15 protein-coding genes and 1 pseudogene are annotated in these 18975 nt (G+C 68.4%); 9 read left to right on the top strand and 7 right to left on the bottom strand.

Annotated features, from left to right (window positions below):
- The gene (gene yihA, locus Q8K49_RS06340; protein WP_305304894.1) at positions 1–642 is read left to right on the top strand and encodes a ribosome biogenesis GTP-binding protein YihA/YsxC; all 642 of its coding nucleotides are present in this window, start codon (positions 1–3) and stop codon (positions 640–642) included.
- 174 nt (positions 643–816) lie between these two features.
- Positions 817–1785: an alpha/beta fold hydrolase gene (locus Q8K49_RS06345; RefSeq protein WP_305304895.1), complete on the top strand. Its 969-nt coding sequence runs from the start codon at positions 817–819 to the stop codon at positions 1783–1785.
- On the opposite strand, the gene Q8K49_RS14830 is transcribed toward Q8K49_RS06345, so the two are convergent.
- The 4 genes and pseudogenes from Q8K49_RS14830 to Q8K49_RS06360 all read right to left on the bottom strand — a co-directional run bounded on the left by Q8K49_RS14830 (position 1782) and on the right by Q8K49_RS06360 (position 4293).
- Complete coding sequence (locus tag Q8K49_RS14830) at positions 1782–2312, bottom strand: MsnO8 family LLM class oxidoreductase (RefSeq protein ID WP_370867746.1); 531 nt, start codon at positions 2310–2312, stop codon at positions 1782–1784. The genes Q8K49_RS06345 and Q8K49_RS14830 overlap by 4 nt on opposite strands.
- A 38-nt stretch (positions 2313–2350) precedes the next feature.
- Positions 2351–2767: pseudogene (locus Q8K49_RS14835) on the bottom strand (MsnO8 family LLM class oxidoreductase); the annotation flags it as partial.
- 61 nt (positions 2768–2828) lie between these two features.
- On the bottom strand, positions 2829–3767 hold the full coding sequence (locus tag Q8K49_RS06355; RefSeq protein ID WP_305304896.1) for a pirin family protein: 939 nt from the start codon (positions 3765–3767) through the stop codon (positions 2829–2831).
- 37 nt (positions 3768–3804) lie between these two features.
- Positions 3805–4293, bottom strand: a complete 489-nt coding sequence (locus Q8K49_RS06360) for an Lrp/AsnC family transcriptional regulator (RefSeq protein WP_305304897.1) — start codon at positions 4291–4293, stop codon at positions 3805–3807.
- A 141-nt stretch (positions 4294–4434) separates the two neighbouring features.
- Between Q8K49_RS06360 and Q8K49_RS06365 the strand changes: the two genes are divergently transcribed.
- The 6 genes from Q8K49_RS06365 (at position 4435) to Q8K49_RS06390 (ending at position 11609) form a co-directional block, all read left to right on the top strand.
- Positions 4435–5670 (top strand): thiamine pyrophosphate-dependent enzyme, encoded by a 1236-nt coding sequence (locus tag Q8K49_RS06365; RefSeq protein ID WP_305304898.1) that lies wholly within the window; start codon positions 4435–4437, stop codon positions 5668–5670.
- A gap of 59 nt (positions 5671–5729) precedes the next feature.
- Positions 5730–6800, top strand: a complete 1071-nt coding sequence (locus Q8K49_RS06370) for an alpha-ketoacid dehydrogenase subunit beta (RefSeq protein ID WP_370867747.1) — start codon at positions 5730–5732, stop codon at positions 6798–6800.
- Between the two features lies 1 nt (position 6801).
- A complete protein-coding gene (locus Q8K49_RS06375) occupies positions 6802–8502 on the top strand; it encodes a 2-oxo acid dehydrogenase subunit E2 (protein ID WP_305304900.1) in 1701 nt (566 codons plus the stop codon).
- A complete protein-coding gene (locus tag Q8K49_RS06380; RefSeq protein ID WP_305304901.1) occupies positions 8499–8978 on the top strand; it encodes a hypothetical protein in 480 nt (159 codons plus the stop codon). The genes Q8K49_RS06375 and Q8K49_RS06380 overlap by 4 nt, the downstream gene beginning before the upstream one ends.
- A complete protein-coding gene (gene lpdA / locus Q8K49_RS06385; RefSeq protein WP_305304902.1) occupies positions 8975–10372 on the top strand; it encodes a dihydrolipoyl dehydrogenase in 1398 nt (465 codons plus the stop codon). Before Q8K49_RS06380 ends, lpdA begins: the two co-directional genes overlap by 4 nt.
- A 169-nt stretch (positions 10373–10541) precedes the next feature.
- Positions 10542–11609, top strand: a complete 1068-nt coding sequence (locus Q8K49_RS06390; protein WP_305304903.1) for a substrate-binding domain-containing protein — start codon at positions 10542–10544, stop codon at positions 11607–11609.
- Between the two features lie 153 nt (positions 11610–11762).
- On the opposite strand, the gene Q8K49_RS06395 is transcribed toward Q8K49_RS06390, so the two are convergent.
- The gene (locus Q8K49_RS06395) at positions 11763–12863 is read right to left on the bottom strand and encodes a glycosyltransferase family 1 protein (protein WP_305304904.1); all 1101 of its coding nucleotides are present in this window, start codon (positions 12861–12863) and stop codon (positions 11763–11765) included.
- 214 nt (positions 12864–13077) lie between these two features.
- On the opposite strand from Q8K49_RS06395, the gene putA reads away from it, so the two are divergent.
- The gene (putA, locus tag Q8K49_RS06400) at positions 13078–16206 is read left to right on the top strand and encodes a bifunctional proline dehydrogenase/L-glutamate gamma-semialdehyde dehydrogenase PutA (protein ID WP_305304905.1); all 3129 of its coding nucleotides are present in this window, start codon (positions 13078–13080) and stop codon (positions 16204–16206) included.
- 13 nt (positions 16207–16219) lie between these two features.
- Here the strand turns inward: putA and Q8K49_RS06405 are convergent, their stop codons facing one another.
- Positions 16220–17185: a hydroxymethylglutaryl-CoA lyase gene (locus Q8K49_RS06405; protein ID WP_305304906.1), complete on the bottom strand. Its 966-nt coding sequence runs from the start codon at positions 17183–17185 to the stop codon at positions 16220–16222.
- Positions 17182–18858 carry a glycosyltransferase family 39 protein gene (locus Q8K49_RS06410; protein WP_305304907.1) on the bottom strand — a complete coding sequence of 559 codons (1677 nt, stop codon included), beginning with the start codon at positions 18856–18858 and terminating at the stop codon, positions 17182–17184. The genes Q8K49_RS06405 and Q8K49_RS06410 overlap by 4 nt, the downstream gene beginning before the upstream one ends.
- Positions 18859–18975 lie beyond the last annotated feature (117 nt).

Raw genomic sequence — 18975 nt, forward strand, 5'->3', positions numbered from 1 at the left:
TTGGACGACTTCACGCCCGAGGAACTGGAGCTGGGACGTATCCTGTTCGCCCGCCCCGCGACCTTCGTCATGGGATGCGCCAAGATCGAGCAGCTGCCCGATCCTGATCTGCCCGAGGTCGCCTTCGCCGGCCGGTCGAACGTCGGCAAGTCCAGCCTGATCAACGGCCTGGTCGGCATGCACAAACTGGCCCGGGCCTCGAACGAGCCGGGCCGCACGCGCGAGGTCAATTTCTTCGATCTGGACGGCAAGATGCGACTGGTCGACCTGCCCGGCTACGGCTGGGCCAAGGCGTCCAAATCGACGGTGAAAAAATTCCAGGATCTGGGTCGCGACTATCTGCGCGGCCGCGTCACGCTGAAGCGGGTCTATCTGCTGATCGACGCCCGGCACGGCCTCAAGAAGGTCGATGATGAGGCGCTGGACGCCCTCGACCTCGCCGCCGTCAGCTACCAGATCATCCTGACCAAGGCCGACAAGCTCAAGAAGGGCGAGGCCGAAAAAGTCCAGGAAGCGACCCTGAAAGCCGTCTCCAAGCGCGGCGCCGCCTATCCGGCCGTGATCGTAACCTCGGCCGAGAAGGGCGACGGCATGCCCGAACTGAGGGCGGAGATCATGCGCACGACGGGCGTGACGCTGTAGGCGTCTCCTCCCCGCTCGCGGGGAGGGGGACCATGCGAAGCATGGTGGAGGGGCTCCAACCGCACGGACCGGGACCGAATACCCCTCCACCCCTTCGGGGTCTCCCTCCCCATTCGCTGCGCGAACAGGGAGGAGACACTTGCCCGATCCGCTTGCGGATGGTCCGTTGCCCGGATGCAGTCGCGCACGATCCAGACAGACGGCCTGACCCAGCAAATCCTCGAGGCCGGCTCCGGTCCGCTGGTTCTGCTGATCCACGGCTTCCCCGAACTCGGCATCAGCTGGCGGGCCCAGGTGCAGGCCCTCGCCGCCGCCGGCTTCCACGCCGTCGCTCCCGACATGCGCGGCTACGGCGGGACCGACAAACCGGGCGACGCCGCGGACTATTCCATCCTCCATCTCGTCGGCGACATGGTCGATCTGGTCCGGACCCTGGGTCAGACGTCCTGCGTCGTGGTCGGCCACGACTGGGGCGCGCCGGTGGCCTGGCACTGCGCCCTGACGCGGCCGGACCTGTTCCGCGCCGTCTTCGGCCTGTCGGTGCCGTTCCAGCCCCGCCGGCCCAAGGGCCCGCCGACGGCAGCCATGGCCGCCATCGCCAGACGTTCCGGCCTCGGCGAGCTCTATATCAACCAGTTTCAGGATCCGGACGCCCACCGCGCGTTCGAGGCCGATCCTGCGACCGCTCTGCGCAAGGGCTTCTACGCCTACGACGGCGCCACCCCCGACGGCCGCCAATCGACCGGCTTCATCCCCGCGGGCGAAAATTTCATCTCCACTGTCCCTGAAGACGCGACCCTGCCGCCGTGGATGAGCGACACGCATTTCGCGGAGTACGTCGCCGCCTTCTCCGCGGGCGGCTTCAAGGGGCCGCTGGACTGGTATCGCCAACTCGACGCCAATTGGCGCGCGACCGCCTTCCTGCAGGACGCCCGCATCGGGGTTCCTGCCGCCTTCGTGGTCGGCGAGCGCGATCCGGTGCGTCACTACGCCGGCGCCCACGAGGCGGGGCTGAAGGACTGGGCGCTGGACCTGCGGATGCAGGTGGTCGTCCCCGGCGCCGGCCACTGGATCCAGCAGGAGCGGTCCGACGAGGTGAACCGGCTTCTGTTGGAGTTTCTGCGAATGCCCGGCGTGGTTTAGAGCCCCGCCAGCGCCTCGGCGGTGATCTCCAGACTACGAATGCGGTCGTCGATGGCGAACACCATGCCGGTGACCATCACCTCGTCGACGCCTGTCTGGCCGATGAACTCCGCCAGCTTGGCTCGCACCGTCTCGCGCCCGCCGATCGCCGCATAGGTCAGCCGGCTCTGCACCGCCGCCAGTTGACGCGCGTCCAGCACGGCGGCGATGTCGTCCACCGGCGGCTTCACCCGGCCCGGCTTGCCGGTGACCACTGCGGCGAAGGCCTGCTGCATTGAGGTGGACAGCCACTCCGCCGCCGCATCGGTCTCGGCGGCGAAGACATTGATCGCGGCCATGGCGTACGGCTTCTCCAACACCGACGACGGCCGGAAGCCGGCGCGATAGGTCTGCAGACCCTGCATCAGCAGCTCGGGCGCGAAATGGCTGGCGAAGGCATAGGGCAGGCCCAGATGGCCGGCCAGTTCCGCGCTGAACAGACTGGAGCCCAGCAGCCAGATCGGCGCCTGGAGCCCGCGCCGGGCCAGGCCGTAACACGTTGCCCCTCGACCGGATCGCCGAGGTAGGCCTGTAGCTCCATCACGTCGCGGGGGAACTGGTCGGCCGCCTCGAAATAGCGACGCAGGGCGCGGGCCGTCTCGCCGTCCGTGCCGGGCGCCCGCCCCAGACCCAGGTCGATGCGGCCGGGGTAGAGCGCCTCCAGCGTCCCGAACTGTTCGGCGATCACCAGGGGCGCATGGTTGGGCAGCATGACCCCGCCCGAACCGACGCGGATTCGCTCTGTCGCGCCGGCGACCTGCCCGATCACCACCGCCGTCGCCGCGCTGGCGATGCCGGGCATGTTGTGATGCTCGGCCAGCCAGAACCGCTTGAATCCCAGCCGGTCGGCGGCCTGGGCGAAGGCGGTGGTTTCCAGGAACGCGCGTCGGACGTCGCCGCCCTCGACGACGGGGGACAGGTCGAGAACGGAAAATGCGGTCATGTCCCGCTAGATCGGGTTCATGGGTCGCGCTTCAAGACCCGCCCGAGGGTCGGGGCTCTTCTCAAACCGGATGCGTCGGCTCCGGCTTGACCCCGGCCGGCGCCGGTTCGGGCGTCGAGGGCGCGTCGGGCAGGGGGATGAATTCGACGGCGTCCTCAACAGGCAGGGCCATGCGTCCGGCCTTCCAGTCGGCCTTGGCCGCATCGATCTTCGCCTGGGACGAGGAGACGAAATTCCACCAGATGACGCGCGGCCCGACCGGTTCGCCGCCCAGCACCATAACGGTCGAGGGCCGGATCGCCTTGATGGTCGGTTCGGCGGTCGGCTCCAGCACGACCATCTGGCCCTCATGGAAGACCCGGTCGCCGACCTCGATCTCGCCCTTGGCGACGTAGAGAGCCCGTTCCGAATAACCGCCGGCGCCCTGTCCGGGAGGCGGCGCCGTGCGGACGCCCTCGGCCAGTTCCCAATGGACGTAGAACAGGGGCGAGGCGGTCTTGACCCGGGCCGAGGCGCCGTAGGCCTCGCCCGCCACCAGCCGCGCGAACAGGCCCGCGTTCTCATAGGCCGGCAGGTCGGGTCCGGCGTAATGCTGAAAGGAGGGATCGCAATCCTCGGTCTCGCCCGGCAGGGCGATCCAGGCCTGCATCCCGTGCAGCGGCCCGCCCTCGGCCCGCTTGGTCGGCGTGGTCCGCTCCGAATGGACGATGCCCTTGCCGGCCGTCATCCAGTTGACCTCGCCGGGCCGGACGGCCTGGGTCGCGCCGGTGCTGTCCCGATGGATGATCTCGCCCTCGAACAGATAGGTCAGGGTGGACAGGCCGATATGCGGGTGGGGGCGGACGTTGATCGCCTCGGACCCCGGCGCGAACTCGGCGGGCCCCATCTGGTCGAGGAAGATGAAGGGGCCGATCATGCGGCGGGCGTGGAAGGGCAAGATCCGCCCGACCTCGAACCCGCCCAGGTCCTTGCGGCGGGCGTCGATCACCATCTCGATCATGTCGGTTCCCCTGTTCGGCCAGTCAGCGCGAACCGGACTATCCGACGTGCGGGGTCACGATGCCAAGGGGCAGGGCGGTCACATTCTTCACCCCGCGGGTGACGATATGGCTCTCGCAGTCCGAGACGATGCCCAGGCTCAGCAGCTTGTTGCGCAGGAACTGGTCGAAGGCGTGCATGTCGGAGGTGATGATGCGCAGCACATAGTCCTCGCGCCCGGTGATGGTCGCGCACTGCACCACTTCGGGCCAGGCCGAGACGGCGGCTTCGAACGCATCGAGATTTTCGTTCGAGGGCAGGCTCAGCTTGACGATGGCATAGACCTCGAAATCCAGCCCCAGTTTGGTCGCGTCCAGCAGCGTCACCCGCTTGCGGATGAAGCCCGTATCCTCCAGTCTCTTGATGCGCCGCCAGCACGGCGAGGCCGACAGGCCGACCCGGTCCGCCACCTCGGCCACCGACAATCCGGCGTCCTGCTGCAGGATGTCCAGAATGCGGGCGTCGATGGGATCCAGATCGTCAGCCAAGGCGTTTCTCCTGATCGAGTTATGACGCAATAAAATACCGCCAAACCCGCCAAGGCAAGGTCAAAATCGAGCGAGCCTTGTCTGGCGCCCCGTGCTAATTGCGCCGGAGGAAACGCGGTCGGATCAACCGGACGGGACGGAATGAAGAAGCCCAATACCCAAGCCCTCTCCCTGCGCGTGCCCGAGCCCTCGGGCCGGCCGGGGGACCCCACCGACTTCAGTCATCTGAAGCTCGACCCGGCCGGCGCCGTCGAGCGGCCCGAGGTCTCGACCAAGCCCTTCGACATGCGCGACCACGCCTTCCGGCTGGTCCGGGTGCTGGACGAGGAAGGCAAGGCCGTGGGCCCATGGAATCCGAAACTGGATCCCGAGACGCTGCGGCGCGGCCTCAAGGCCATGATCCTGACGCGCGCCTTCGACGACCGGATGCATCGCGCCCACCGCCAGGGCAAGACCAGCTTCTATATGAAATGCACCGGCGAAGAGGCCATCGCGGTCGCGCAAGGCATGATCCTGTCGCGCGAGGACATGGGCTTCCCAACCTATCGCCAGCAGGGCCTGCTGATCGCGCGCGGCTATCCGCTCGCGACGATGATGAACCAGATCTATTCGAACGCCGAAGACCCGATCAAGGGCCGCCAGCTGCCGATCATGTATTCGGCGAAGGACTATGGCTTCTTCACCATCAGCGGCAATCTGGGCACGCAAGTCCCCCAGGCGGTCGGCTGGGCCATGGCCAGCGCCTACAAGGGCGACGACAAGATCGCCATCACCTGGATCGGCGACGGGGCCACGGCGGAAGGCGATTTCCACAACGCCCTGACCTTCGCCAGCGTCTATCGCGCCCCGGTCATCCTCAACATCGTCAACAACCAGTGGGCCATCAGCTCCTTCATGGGCATCGCCGGCGGGCTGGAAACCACCTTCGCCTCCAAGGCTATCGGCTACGGCCTGCCTGCCCTGCGCGTCGACGGCAACGACTTCCTCGCCGTCTGGGCCGCGACGCAATGGGCTGAAGAGCGCGCAAGGTCGAACCAGGGCGCGACGGTGATCGAGATGTTCACCTACCGCGGCGCCCCGCACTCGACCTCGGACGACCCCAGCCGCTACCGCCCCGCCGACGAGGCCGACAAATGGCCGCTGGGCGACCCCGTCATGCGCCTCAAACAGCACCTGATCGCCATCGGCGAATGGTCCGATGACCAACAGACGGCCGCCGAGGCCGACGCTGTCGACCAGGTCCGCGCCGCGGGCAAGGAGTCTGAGGCCATCGGCACCCTGGGCCAGTCGCGCCCCTCGGTGAAGACCATGTTCGAGGAGGTCTATGCGACCGAGGACTGGCGCATCACCGAACAGCGCCGCGAGGTGGGGGTCTGACCATGAACGAGCAAACCACCTTCACCGAATCCGACCGCCGCGACGGCGTCGAGCCCGACATGGTCGACCAAAATCACGCGCCGAAGTCCGCGGCCCCGACCGCCGCCGCCATCATGCCCATGAACATGATCCAGGCGCTGAACTCGGCCCTGCACGTCAAGATGGCCGAGGACCCCAACGTCCTCAGCTTCGGCGAGGACGCGGGCTATTTCGGCGGCGTCTTCCGCGTCACCGACCAGCTGCAGCAGAAGCACGGCCTGACCCGCAGCTTCGACGCCCCGATCAGCGAATGCGGCATCGTCGCCGCCGCCATCGGCATGGGCGCCTACGGCTTGCGCCCGGTCGTCGAGATCCAGTTCGCCGACTACATCTATCCCGCCTATGATCAGATCGTCTCCGAAGCGGCCAAGCTGCGCTACCGCTCGGCCGGCCAGTTCACCAGCCCGATCACGGTGCGCTCCCCCTACGGCGGCGGCATCTTCGGCGGCCAGACCCATTCACAGAGCCCCGAGAGTCTGTTCACCCATATCGCGGGCCTCAAGGTCGTCATCCCGTCCAACCCCTATGACGCCAAAGGCCTGCTGACCGCAGCGATCGAGGACGACGACCCGGTCATCTTCTTCGAGCCCAAACGCCTCTACAACGGCCCCTTCGACGGCTGGCACCAGAAGCCGGTCAGTCCGTGGAAGGCACAGGAACTCGCCCAGGTCCCGACCGGCAAATACGTCGAGCCGATCGGCAAGGCGCGCATCATGCGCGAGGGCGCCGACGTGACCATCCTCTGCTACGGCACCATGGTCTGGGTTTCGCTGGCGGGCGCGGAGCACGCCGGCGTCGACGCCGAGGTCATCGACCTGCGCACCCTGGTGCCGCTGGACATCGAGACCATTGAGGCCAGCGTGAAGAAGACCGGACGCTGCGTCATCGTCCATGAGGCGCCGAAAACCTCCGGCTTCGGCGGTGAGTTGTCGGCCCTGGTGCAGGAACGCTGCTTCTATCATCTCGAGGCGCCGATCCTTCGCGTCACCGGCTGGGACACCCCCTATCCGCACGCCTTCGAGTGGGAATATTTCCCCGGACCCGAGCGGGTCGCCACGGCGCTGAAATCCGTCATGTCGGGAGGGCGTTGAGATGGGCCGCTACGTCTTCAAACTGCCCGACGTCGGCGAAGGCACGGCCGAGGCCGAACTGGTCGCCTGGCATGTGACGGTCGGCGACATGGTCGCCGAGGACCAGATCATCGCCGACATCATGACCGACAAGGCGACGGTCGAGCTGACCTCGCCGGTCGCCGGCAAGGTGCTGGCCGCCTACGGCGAGCCCGGCCAGCAGCTGGCCGTCGGCTCGCCCCTGGTCGAGTTCGAGGTCAAGGGGGCGGGGAATGCGTCGGCTGAAGCGCCCCCCTCGAACCCTGCTCCGCAGGCTTCGGTCCCCCCTGAGGGGGGACAATCGCCCGCGCCTCATTCTCCCCCCGCCGGGGGGAGTACCCGCGAAGCGGGGGAGGGGGGCACGGCTACTCCCTCCGGCAACCACGTCTTCAAACTGCCCGACGTGGGCGAGGGCACGGCCGAAGCCGAACTGGTCGCTTGGCACGTCAAGGTCGGCGACACGGTCGCCGAGGACCAGCTGCTGGCCGAGGTCATGACAGACAAGGCCACCGTCGAACTGACCTCCCCCGTCGCCGGGACCGTCGCCGCCCTGCACGGCGAAGCGGGCCAGCAGATCGCCGTCGGCGGGCCGCTGGTGTCGTTCAATGTCGAGGGCAGGGGCAATCAGGCGGTCGCCGCGTCCGCTCCGGCCCCCTCCACCGCGCAAGCGCGGTCCCCCTCCCCCGATGGGGGAGGACTGAAGGTCCCGCCGCCGGCGACGGCCCCCAAGTCTCCCCCCGCCGGGGGGAGTACCCGCGAAGCGGGGGAGGGGGGCAAGGCCCGCACCCTCTCCGACCGCAATCAACGCCCGCTGGCCTCCCCTGCCGTGCGCAACCGCGCCCGCGACCTCGGGATCGAGCTCCAGTTCGTCCCCGGCTCCGGCCCCGCCGGCCGCATCGAGCACGGCGACCTCGACGCATACGTCTCCTCCGGCGGCCGCGGATCGTCCGCATCCGGATCATCGTCCTCCACCTACGCCAAGGCCGAGGGAACCACCGAAACCCGCATCATCGGCCTGCGCCGCAAGATCGCGGAGAAGATGGCCGAGAGCGTCCGCCGCATCCCCCACATCACCTATGTGGAGGAGATCGACGTCACCGCGCTTGAGGAGCTCCGCGCCCACCTCAATGCGACGAAGAAGAAGGACCAGCCGAAGCTCAACGTCCTGCCCTTCATCGCCCGCGCCATCGTCGTGGCCCTGCGCGACCAGCCGACGATCAACTCGCACTATGACGACGAGGCCGGCGTCCTGACCACCCACGCCGCCGTCCACCTCGGCATCGCCGCCCAGACGCCGAACGGACTGATGGTCCCGGTGGTCCGCCACGCCGAGGCCCGCGACCCCTACGACACCGCGCTGGAGATCGCCCGCGTCTCCGGCGCGGCCAAGGACGGCTCGGCCAAACGCGACGAACTGTCGGGCTCGACCATCACCATCACCTCGCTGGGCACGCTGGGCGGGGTGGTCCACACCCCGATCATCAACCACCCCGAGGTCGCCATCGTCGGCCCCAACAAGATCGCCGAGCGGGTGGTGGTCAAGGACGGCCAGATGGTCGTGCGCAAGATGATGAACCTGTCCTCCAGCTTCGACCACCGCATCGTCGACGGCCATGACGCGGCCGTCTTCGTCCAGCGCATCAAGGGCCTGCTGGAGCATCCGGCGACGCTGTGGATGGGATGACCATCGTGAAGGGGGTCATGCTCGCGGTTTGCACAGCGGCATTGGCCGTTTTGGCGACCGCGCCCGCGCACGCCTGTTCCTACCCCCCCGGGTTCGATCAGGATCGGGAAATCTCGGACAACATGGCTACCGTCACTACGATCTACGAAGGGCGGATTGAGGACGTATCGCAAGGGTCGTGGCACGGCGCTTGGAACTTCACCCTACGTTCGACCGAAACCATTTGGGGGTCAAACCCTCCCGCCGAGCAGCGACTGACGTTCGAGAACGGAGCCTGCAACAACTGGTTCTTTATGAGTGAGCAGGACGAGGACACGCCTCAGGTCGGGACAACGGTCGTTGTCTTCGCCACGTCTCAAGGTTTGGCCGACAGCCACTGGCTTTACATCGTTCAGGCCGACAGTCCGACCTTGGCCTTCCTTTTCAATCGCTTTGGCGAGACACCCGCCGGGCGGCAGTTTCAAGCAGCCCAATGACCCAGACCCTCACCACCAAAGTCCTGATCATCGGCGCCGGCACCGGCGGCTATGTCGCGGGCATCCGCTGCGGCCAGCTGGGCCTCGACACCGTGCTGGTCGACGGCGGCGACGGCCTGGGCGGCACCTGCCTGAACGTCGGCTGCATCCCCTCCAAGGCCATCATCCACGCGGCCTCGAAATTCGAGACGGTGTCCAAGGCGGCCGCCGGCGGCACCTTGGGCATCACGGCGTCGAAGCCTGCCATCGACCTGGCCCAGACGGTGGCGTGGAAGGACGGCATTGTAAAGAAGCTCAACAACGGCGTCGCGGCCCTGCTCAAGAAGTCCAGGGTCAAGGTCATCAAGGGCTGGGCCAATTTCACCGACGCCAAGACCTGCACCGTGAAGACCGCCGAGGGCGACATCGTCATCAGCGCCGAGCACGTCATTCTGGCCACCGGCTCCGAGCCGGTCGAACTGCCCTTCCTCAAGTTCGGCGGCGACGTCATCTCCTCGACCGAGGCCCTGTCGCTGTCGGCTGTGCCGAACAAGCTGGTCGTCGTCGGCGGCGGCTATATCGGCCTCGAACTCGGCATCGCCTTCCGCAAGCTGGGAGCCGAGGTGGCCATCGTCGAAATGGCCGACCGCCTGCTGCCGCTCTACGACAAGGCCCTGACCGACCCGGTCCAGAAATGGCTGGAGAAGCACGGCGTCGAACTGCACCTCGGCGCCAGGGCCGGGTCGTTCGAACAGGGCCAGCTCAACATCACCACGAAGGACGGCGCCGCCCTCAAGCTCAAGGCTGACAAGGTTCTCGTCACCGTTGGCCGTCGCCCGCGCACCCAGGGCTGGGGCCTTGAGAACATGGGCGTGGTCATGGCCGGGCCGTTCGTGAAGATCGACGACCGTTGCGCGACCAGCATGAAGAACGTCTGGGCCGTCGGCGACCTGACCGGCGAACCCATGCTGGCCCACAAGGGCTCGGCGCAAGGGGAGGTGGTCGCGGAAATCATCGCGGGCCACGACCGCCGCTTCGATCCGATCACCATCGCCGCCGTCTGTTTCACCGAGCCCGAGATCGTCTCCGCCGGCCTCGGCCCGCTGGACGTCGAAGGCCGCGACGACGTCATCACCGCCGTCTTCCCGCTGGCCGCCATCGGCCGGGCCCTGGCCATCGAGGCGGGTGAGGACGGCGGCTTCGTCCGCGTGCTGGCGTCGAAGTCGGACCACCGCTTGCTCGGCATTCAGGCCGTCGGCCAGCACGTCGCCGAAATGTCCAACAGCTTCGCCCAGATGCTGGAGATGGGCGCGGTGCTGGAGGATGTCGCCGGCGTCATCCACGTCCACCCGACCCTCGGCGAGGCCTTCCACGAGGCGTCGCTGCGGGCGCTGGGTCACGCGATTCATATTTGAGGGCGCTAACGTTCGCGACGCGGTCGCTCACTGCTTGAGCGCGCGTCCGTCACCATCGTCATCCCGGCGAAAGCCGGGACGTCGCCGAACCGTCACATCACCGCCGGACTCTCCGTCACAAAACTGTGGTCCAAGCGGCGCGACTTCAACCGTTGTCCGGAGACTGACAATGACCCGCGCCCTTCTCGCCGCCGCATCGGCGATCGCCCTGCTCGCCCTCGGCGCCTGCGGCAATGACCAGTCCGCCGGCAACCAGACCGCCCGCGCCGGCATCTGGGCCGCGGGCTCCTCCACCGTCTTCCCCTTCGCCACCCGCGTGGCCGAGAATTTCGCCCGCACCTCGGGCGGCGCGGCGCCGCGCGTCGAATCGCTGGGCACCGGCGGTGGCATCCAGGCCTTCTGCCAGGGCGTCGGCCCCAACACGCCCGACATCGCCAACGCCTCGCGACCGATGAAGAAGTCCGAGTTCGAACTGTGCCGGACCAACGGCGTCACTGACATCGTCGAGATCAAGATCGGCTTCGACGGCATCGTCGTCGCCACCGCCCGCTCGGGCGCGGCCTTTAACCTGCGGCTCCAGGATCTCTATCTGGGCCTCGCCAAGCAGACGCCGGACGCTTCCGGAGCCTTCGTCGCCAATCCGGCCACCATGTGGAATCAGGTCAACCCCGGCCTGCCGGCCCAGCGCATCCAGGTCTATGGCCCGCCGCCCACCTCCGGCACCCGCGACGCCTTCCTCGAGCTGGGCATGGCCCCCGGCGCCGCCCTGATCCCGGCCCTGAAGGCGATCAAGGACGCCGACAAGGACCGGTTCGAAACCCTGGCCCACACCCTGCGTGAGGACAACGCCTGGATCGACTCCGGCGAGAACGACAACGCCATCGTCCAGACCCTGAATCGCACCCCGGGCTCGCTGGGCGTGTTCGGCTTCTCCTTCCTCGAGCAGAACCTCGACACGGTGAAGGCCGAGACCATTGACGGCATCGCCCCCTCGGCTGCGACCATCGCCGACGGCACCTATCCGCTGGCGCGCAGCCTCTACATCTATGTGAAGCGCCAGCACGTCGGCGTGACGCCGGGTCTGGAGCAGTTCGTCGCCGAGTTCATGTCGGAAGCCTCGGCCGGACGCGGCGGCTATCTGCAGGACCGCGGTCTGGTGCCGCTGCCCGAAGACCAGCTGGCCGCCCAGCGCGCCATCGCCACGGCGATGACGGTGATGACGGCGCCGGCGAAGTAGGGAACACGCTCTCCCTCCCCTTCATGGGGAGGGATGTCGGCGCGAAGCGGCGACAGGGTGGGGTGCGTCAGTTCGCGCTCCGGCCCATTCGAACCCCACCCGGATCGCTACGCGATCGTCCCTCCCCATGAAGGGGAGGGAGAAGGTTTGTCGCTATGCCGCCGCCTTCCTTCTCAACCGGGCGATCCGCCGCAGCCTCCGCCAGAAGCGCCCCCGCTCCGGCTCGGGATAGGGCTGCAGGTTCTCGACGAACTGTTCCGCCGAGGCGCGCCAGCTGAATCTCTCGGCATAGGCTCGCACAACCGCGCGATCGCACTCCAGCGCCTTCAGACAGGCGGTACGCAGGTCCTCGTCGATGACGCCGGCGTTCGATCCCGGAATGATGTCGATCGGCCCATGGGCCGGATAGGCGGCCACCGGCGTGCCCGTGCCCATGGCCTCCAGGATCACCAGGCCGAAGGTGTCGGTCCAGCTGGGGAAGACGAAGACATCAGCGTCGCGGAAGCAGCGCGCCAGCTCCTCGCCGAACCGGGCGCCGAGGAATTTGGCCTCGGGGTATTTCACCTCCAGTTCGGCCCGCGCGGGGCCGTCGCCGACCACGATCTTCGTCCCCGGCAGGTCGGTCTCAAGGAAAGCCTCGATATTCTTCTCGACCGCCACCCGGCCGACGTTGAGGAAGAACGGCCGCGGCCAGTCTTTCCCTGGATCATTTGGGCCGCCCAGCTCGTGATAGACGCGCGGCAGATCGGGGTGGAACTGTTCGGTGTCCACGCCCCGCGACCACGGCGAGACGTTGCGAAAGCCGCGCTCCAGCAGCTCGTCGCGCAGCGTCGGCGTCGCCACCATCAGCCGCCCCGACGGCTTGTGGAACCATTTCATATAGGCATAGCCGACCTGAACCGGGATCGGGAACCGGGCCGAGACATATTCCGGGAATTTGGTGTGGTAGCTGGTCGTGAACGGCAGCTTCCATTCCACGCAGATGCGCCGCGTGGCGATGCCGATCGGCCCCTCGGTGGCGATATGCACCGCCTCCGGCTCCAGCGCCCGCAGCCGCTCGCGGATTTCCTCTTCGGCCCCCAGCGCCAGGCGGATTTCCGGATAGGTCGGGGCGGCGATGGTCTTGAACTGGCTCGGCTCGATGACCTCGACCTCGTGGCCCATGGCGCGGCATTCCGCGATGGTCCGGGTCAGGGTGCGGACGACGCCGTTGACCTGGGGCTCCCAGGCGTCGGTGGCCAGAACGATGCGCATATGGGCCGGATGGCTCCCTTACCAAGATCGCCTGCATAGCCCTTCCCCCTTCACGGGGGAAGATGGCCGGCGGAGCCGGTCGGATGGGGGTGCTGGTTCGGCGGGCAGGCTCGATAGAGCAGACGCCAAACTGATGGGGCGGCGTCTCACCCCCCATCCGTCTCGCTCCGCGAGCCACCTTCCCCCGCAAGGGGGGAAGGGATATGTGCCGCTCATGGATGCATGCGTTTCTCCCTCACAGACCCTGTCCCAGGACTGGGATACGCTGGATCACGGCAAGTTCGCGGACGAGACCGCCACGGTTCGCGGCCTGCTGGACCGCATGCCGCTGGACGCCCCCGAACGCGCCGCCGTCCTGTCCAGCGCCACAGGCCTGGTCGAGCACGCCCGCGCCAGCGTCAAGAAACAGGGCGTGGTCGAGAGCTTCCTGCAGGAGTTCAGCCTCGGCACCCGCGAGGGGCTGGCCCTGATGTGCCTCGCCGAGGCCCTGTTGCGCACCCCCGACGAGGACACCCGCGACCGGCTGATCGCCGAAAAAATCGGCTCGGCCGACTGGTCGTCCCACCTCGGCCAGTCCGACAGCCTGTTCGTCAACGCCTCGACCTGGGGGCTGATGCTGACCGGCAAGCTGGTGGACGTCGATGATGAGGCGCGCACCGACCTGCCCGGCTTCCTCAAACGCATCGTCGGCCGTCTGGGCGAGCCCGTGATCCGCGAAGCCGTCGCCGCCGCCGTCCGCATCATGGGCGAACAGTTCGTGGTCGGCCGCACCATCCAGAATGCGCTGAAGCGGGCTGACCGCGAAGGTTGGCTGTGCAGCTTCGACATGCTGGGCGAGGGGGCCCGCACCGCCCACGACGCCGAACGCTATGAAAAGATCTACGCCGACGCCATCGAGGCCGTCGGCAAGACCGCGAAGGGCCAAGGCCCCGAGGCCGGCCACGGCGTCTCGGTCAAGCTGTCGGCTCTGTCGCCGCGCTATGAGGCGACCCACGAAGCCCGCGTCTGGGACGAGCTCTATCCCCGCATCCTCCGCCTCGCCCGGATCGCCGCGAAGCACGACATCAACTTCACCATGGACGCGGAAGAGGCCGATCGCTTGGCCCTGTCGTTGAAGCTGCTGGACCGGCTGGCGCGCGAGCCCGACCTCGGCGGCTGGACCGGCCTCGGGCTCGCCGTTCAGGCCTATCAGAAGCGCTGCCCCGAGGTGATCCGCCGCGTCGCTGAACTGGCGCGGACCTCGGGCCGCCGGCTGATGGTGCGGCTGGTCAAGGGCGCCTATTGGGACACCGAGATCAAGCGCGCCCAGGTCTTCGGCCGCACCGACTATCCGGTCTTCACCACCAAGGCCGCGACCGACCTCAACTACCTCGTCTGCGCCCGGCTGATGATCGAGGCCGCACCCCACCTCTACAGCCAGTTCGCCACCCACAACGCCCACTCCCTCGCCGCCGTCCACAAGATGGCCTCCGAGCGCGGCGTGAAGATCGAATTCCAGCGCCTGCACGGCATGGGCGAGGCGCTCTACGACGCCGCCCGTGACGCCTTCGGCCCCGTGACGGTCCGCGCCTACGCCCCCGTCGGCGGGCATGAGGACCTGCTGCCCTATCTGGTGCGCCGCCTGCTCGAGAACGGCGCCAACTCGTCCTTCGTCCACGCCCTGCTGGACGAGCGGGTGCCCGCCTCAGCCGTCGCCGCCGACCCCATCTCCGCCGTAGAGGCCCACCCCGACCGCCACGCCAAGATCCCGACCCCCAAGGACATGTACATGGACCGCCAGAACTCGCTCGGCCGCGACTACTCCCAGGCCGCTGATCGCGACCGGCACGTCGCCGCCCTTGCGAAGGTCGACGCCGAGAAACTGACCTCCGGCCCGATCATCGGCGGCAAGTTGAAAGCCGGGACCAACCCCCAGCCCGTGACCAATCCCTTCGACACGACCCGGGTCCTCGGTCACGTGTCCGAAGCCAGCACGGCCGATATCGACGCCGCCGCCAAAGCCGCAGCCAAGGCCCAGGTCGCCTGGGACCGAAAGGGCGGCGCGGGCCGCGCCCCCGTCCTGCGCGCCATGGCGGATGCGCTCGAAACCGACATGGACCGGCTGGTCGCCCTGCTGTCGCGCGAAGCCGGCAAGACACTCAATGACGCCGTTGCCGAGATCCGCGAGGCCGCCGACTTCTGCCGCTACTACGCCATGCTGGCCGAGCGCGACTTCGGCGGCCCGGCCGAGCTCAAGGGTCCGGTCGGCGAGATCAACCAGCTGGTCCTCCACGGCCGCGGCGTCTTCGCCTGCATCAGCCCGTGGAACTTCCCCCTCGCTATCTTCACCGGCCAGATCGTCGCCGCCTTGGCCGCCGGCAACGCGGTGCTGGCCAAGCCTGCCGAACAGACTCCCCTGATCGCCGCCGAAGCCGTGCGCCTCTACTACAAGGCCGGTCTCGATCCGAACCTGCTCGCCCTCGTCCCCGGGCGCGGCGAGACGGTCGGCGCGGCCCTCGTCAGCCATCCGGGTATCGACGGCGTCGCCTTCACCGGCGGCACCGACACGGCGACCCTGATCAACAAGGCGCTGGCCGCCCGCCCGGGCGCGATCATCCCGTTCATCGCCGAGACCGGCGGGCTGAACGGCATGTTCGTCGACACAACGGCGCTGAAGGAACAGGTCATCGACGACGTCATCCTGTCGGCCTTCGGCTCGTCGGGCCAGCGCTGCTCGGCCCTGCGGCTGCTCTATGTCCCGCACGACGCCGCCGACGCCCTGATCGAGGGCCTCAAGGGCGCCCTGGCCGCCCAGGTCGTGGGCGACCCCTCCGACCCCGCCACAGACATCGGCCCCGTCATCGACGCCGACGCGAAGGCGGCGCTCGACGCCCACCTCGAACGCCTTGGCGGGGACGCGAAGATCGTCGCCCGCGCCGAACTCCCGGCCGGCGCTGACAAGGGCTGGCTGTTCGCCCCCACCATCGCCGAGATCCCGACCCCTGACTATCTGGAGCGCGAGGTCTTCGGCCCCATCCTGCACGTCTGCCGCTATCACCCGTCCGAGCTGAAGCAGACGGCGTCGAAACTGGCCCAGCGCGGCTACGGCCTGACCCTCGGCGTCCACAGCCGCATCGAGGCCTTCGCCGAGCAGGTCATGCAACTTGTCCCCGCCGGCAATGTCTACATCAACCGCTCCATCATCGGCGCCGTGGTCGGCGTACAGCCCTTCGGCGGCGAAGGCCTGTCGGGCACCGGCCCGAAAGCCGGCGGCCCTTGGAGCCTGATCCGCTACGCCTCCGAAAAGGCTATCAGCAACAACATCTCCGCCCAGGGCGGCGACCCGGCGCTGTTGAATCTCTGACGCCCGGTCCAGATCAGCCTTTCGGCCATCCCCCCGCGCGGCTCAGCGCGCTCGGGGCCGGGCGGCCGATCTTTTCGCCGATCCAGCGGGCGGTCCCGATCAGGGCGTCGAGGTCGTAGCCGGTCGAGAAACCGGCCCGCTCGAGCATATAGACCAGGTCTTCAGTCGCGATATTGCCGGTGGCGCCGGGCGCGAACGGACAGCCGCCGATGCCGCCGACCGAGGCGTCCAGAACGGTGACGCCCGCCTCGATCCCGGCATGGGCGTTGGCCAGGCCGGTATTCCTCGTGTCGTGGAAATGCAGTCGCAGGACCGCGTCGGGCGCGGCCTTGCGCGCGGCCTCAACCGTCTTCGTCACGGCCCAGGGATCGCCGGCCCCGATGGTGTCGGCGAGGGCGATTTCCTCGACGCCCAGTTCAGCGATCCGGCCGACCAGTTCGGCAACCTTGTCGGTCGCCACCTCGCCCTCAAACGGGCAGCCCCAAACGCAGGACAGGGTGGCCGACAGAGACGGTGTGGCGCCCGGCTGGCCATTTCCTCCCCTTGAAAAGGGGAGGGGGACCGCCGAAGGCGGTGGAGGGGCGGCGTTGGCCCGCCCGGCGACGATGTCGGCCAGCATCTGAACCTGTTGATCGACGGTCAGGCCCTGGTTCTTCAGGCCGAAGCCGTCGGTGACCGACAGGGAGACATTGACCTCGTCCACCGCCGTGCCGAGGGCGCGGTCATAGCCCTTGCGGTTCAGCACCAGACCGATGCGGCTGCGACCTGTCTCATGAGGCAGCGCCGCCATGACCTCCTCCGCGCCGGCCATCTGGGGCACGTATTTCGGATGGACGAAGCTGACGGCCTCGATGCGGCGGGCCCCGGCGGCCTCCAGCCTGCGCACCAGATCGGCGCGGACGGCCGGCTCGAGGATGGCCTTTTCGTTTTGCAGGCCGTCGCGGGGACCGACCTCGACGATGGTTATGGACCGGCTCATCGGGCCGGGTTCCCGACGGTAGGCACACCGGGAGGGGCGTAGACGGTCAGGCTGACGTCGTCGCCCTTGGAATAGTTGTGGCCGGTGACCACGCCGACGGCGCGGCCGGTGACGCCCAGTTGGGCGGCGGCCTCGCGGAAGGCGTCTGCGTCGCGCGCCTCGACGATGGCCGGTCGGCCCTCGGCCAGGGCGCGGGCGGCGCCGGCGGCGTCGGTCAGTTCGGTGTCCCGGCCGGTCAGGAAGACGAAGCTCGGTTCATGAAAGCCGGTGATGGCCACGGGTCCGGCGCGGCCCTGACGCGGGTGCAGCTCGGCCCGCTCCAGCACTTCTTCAAGCTGCGGCGCGACGGACAGGGGCCGCAACTGGCGCAGCGTGCCGGCCAGGGCGCCGTGGGCCACGACGCCCAGGGCGATCGAGGCGATCACCGCCGTCATCGCCGCCCGGTGCAGCATCAGGAAGGCGCCGATCAGGGCCGCGAGAATGGCGAAGACGATGGTGATGGTCGCCCAGGTCTGGGCCGTGGATCGGCCGTACTCGGTAAGCAGCCAGACCGCGCCGACAGCCAGCAGGGCGCCGGCTGCGATCGTCAGTCCGGCCCCTGCACGGCGCGAGGCCTTGCCGACAGGACGGGTCAGGGCGGCGGCGGCCAGCAGGGCCAGGGCGCCGAAGGTCGGCAGGGTGTAGTGGGCCAGTTTGGTCGGGGTCAGTTCAAAGATCAGCCAGGCCGGGACCAGCCAGCAGATCAGGAAGCGGATCGCCGGCTCGCTCCGCCTCTGCCATGCCGTGGAGAGGGCTGCGGGCAACATCAGGGCGGCCGGGAAGAACATGATCGGCGCGATCAGCAGATACAGGCCGGGCGGAACGCCGTGGCCCTCATCGCCGCCCGCGATCTTGGGCGCCAGATCACCGGCGATGGCCTCGGTCCAGAAGCCGCCGTCGGTGGCGATGGTGATGGCGATGGCCCACGGCCCGACGATCAGGGCGACCAGCGGCAGGCCCCAGCCCCAGCCCAGCCGTTTGAGCCAGCTGAGGTCGCGGTCCCAGGCCGACAGGGCGATCATGGCAGGCGCCACGACGATCAGGCCGATCGGGCCCTTGATCAGGATCGACAACCCCAGCCCCAGCCAGAACATCAGCTTGTGAGGCCTCGCCGGAACCTCGCCGGCCCGCGACGCCAGATAGATGCGCGCCAGCCCGGCCATGGCCAGGGTCACGGCCCCGCACAGCATGGCGTCGGTCTTGGCGATCCCGGCCTCGGTGGACAGCAGGAAACTGGCCCCGAGCATCGCCCCGGCCAGAAACCCCGCCCTCTGGCCGAACATGGCCGCCCCGGCCCAGGCGCAGGCGGCGGCGGCCAGCATGGCGCCGAGGATGGACGGGATGCGGTAGGGGGCGATGTCGCGGTTCTCGACGCTCGAAGTGACGGCGACCGCGACGGCCTGCATCCAGTAGATGCCGACCGGCTTTTTCCAGCGCGGCTCCTCCTGGAAGCGGATATCGACGAAGTCGCCCGTCTCCAGCATCTGGGACGTGGCCTGGGCGTAGCGGCTCTCGTCCCGATCCAGCGGCGGCAGCAGCATCAGCGCCGGCAGGCCCGCCAACAGCGCCACCAGCGCCGCGAGCAGGGGCCCGCGCCAGCCGGCGATGTATCGGTCGAGATCGGAAGCCATCATGTTCATCTTCCTTACACGCCGCTTCCCGGCGCGTCATTGTTTGCGCGCTGCCGCTCGCCCCGCGTCCCCGTCTTCGCGGGGATGACAAGGCTGGCTGCTTGAGCTGGCGCCATCTCC

It is taken from the genome of Brevundimonas sp. (assembly GCF_030682035.1).
Taxonomy (GTDB): domain Bacteria; phylum Pseudomonadota; class Alphaproteobacteria; order Caulobacterales; family Caulobacteraceae; genus Brevundimonas.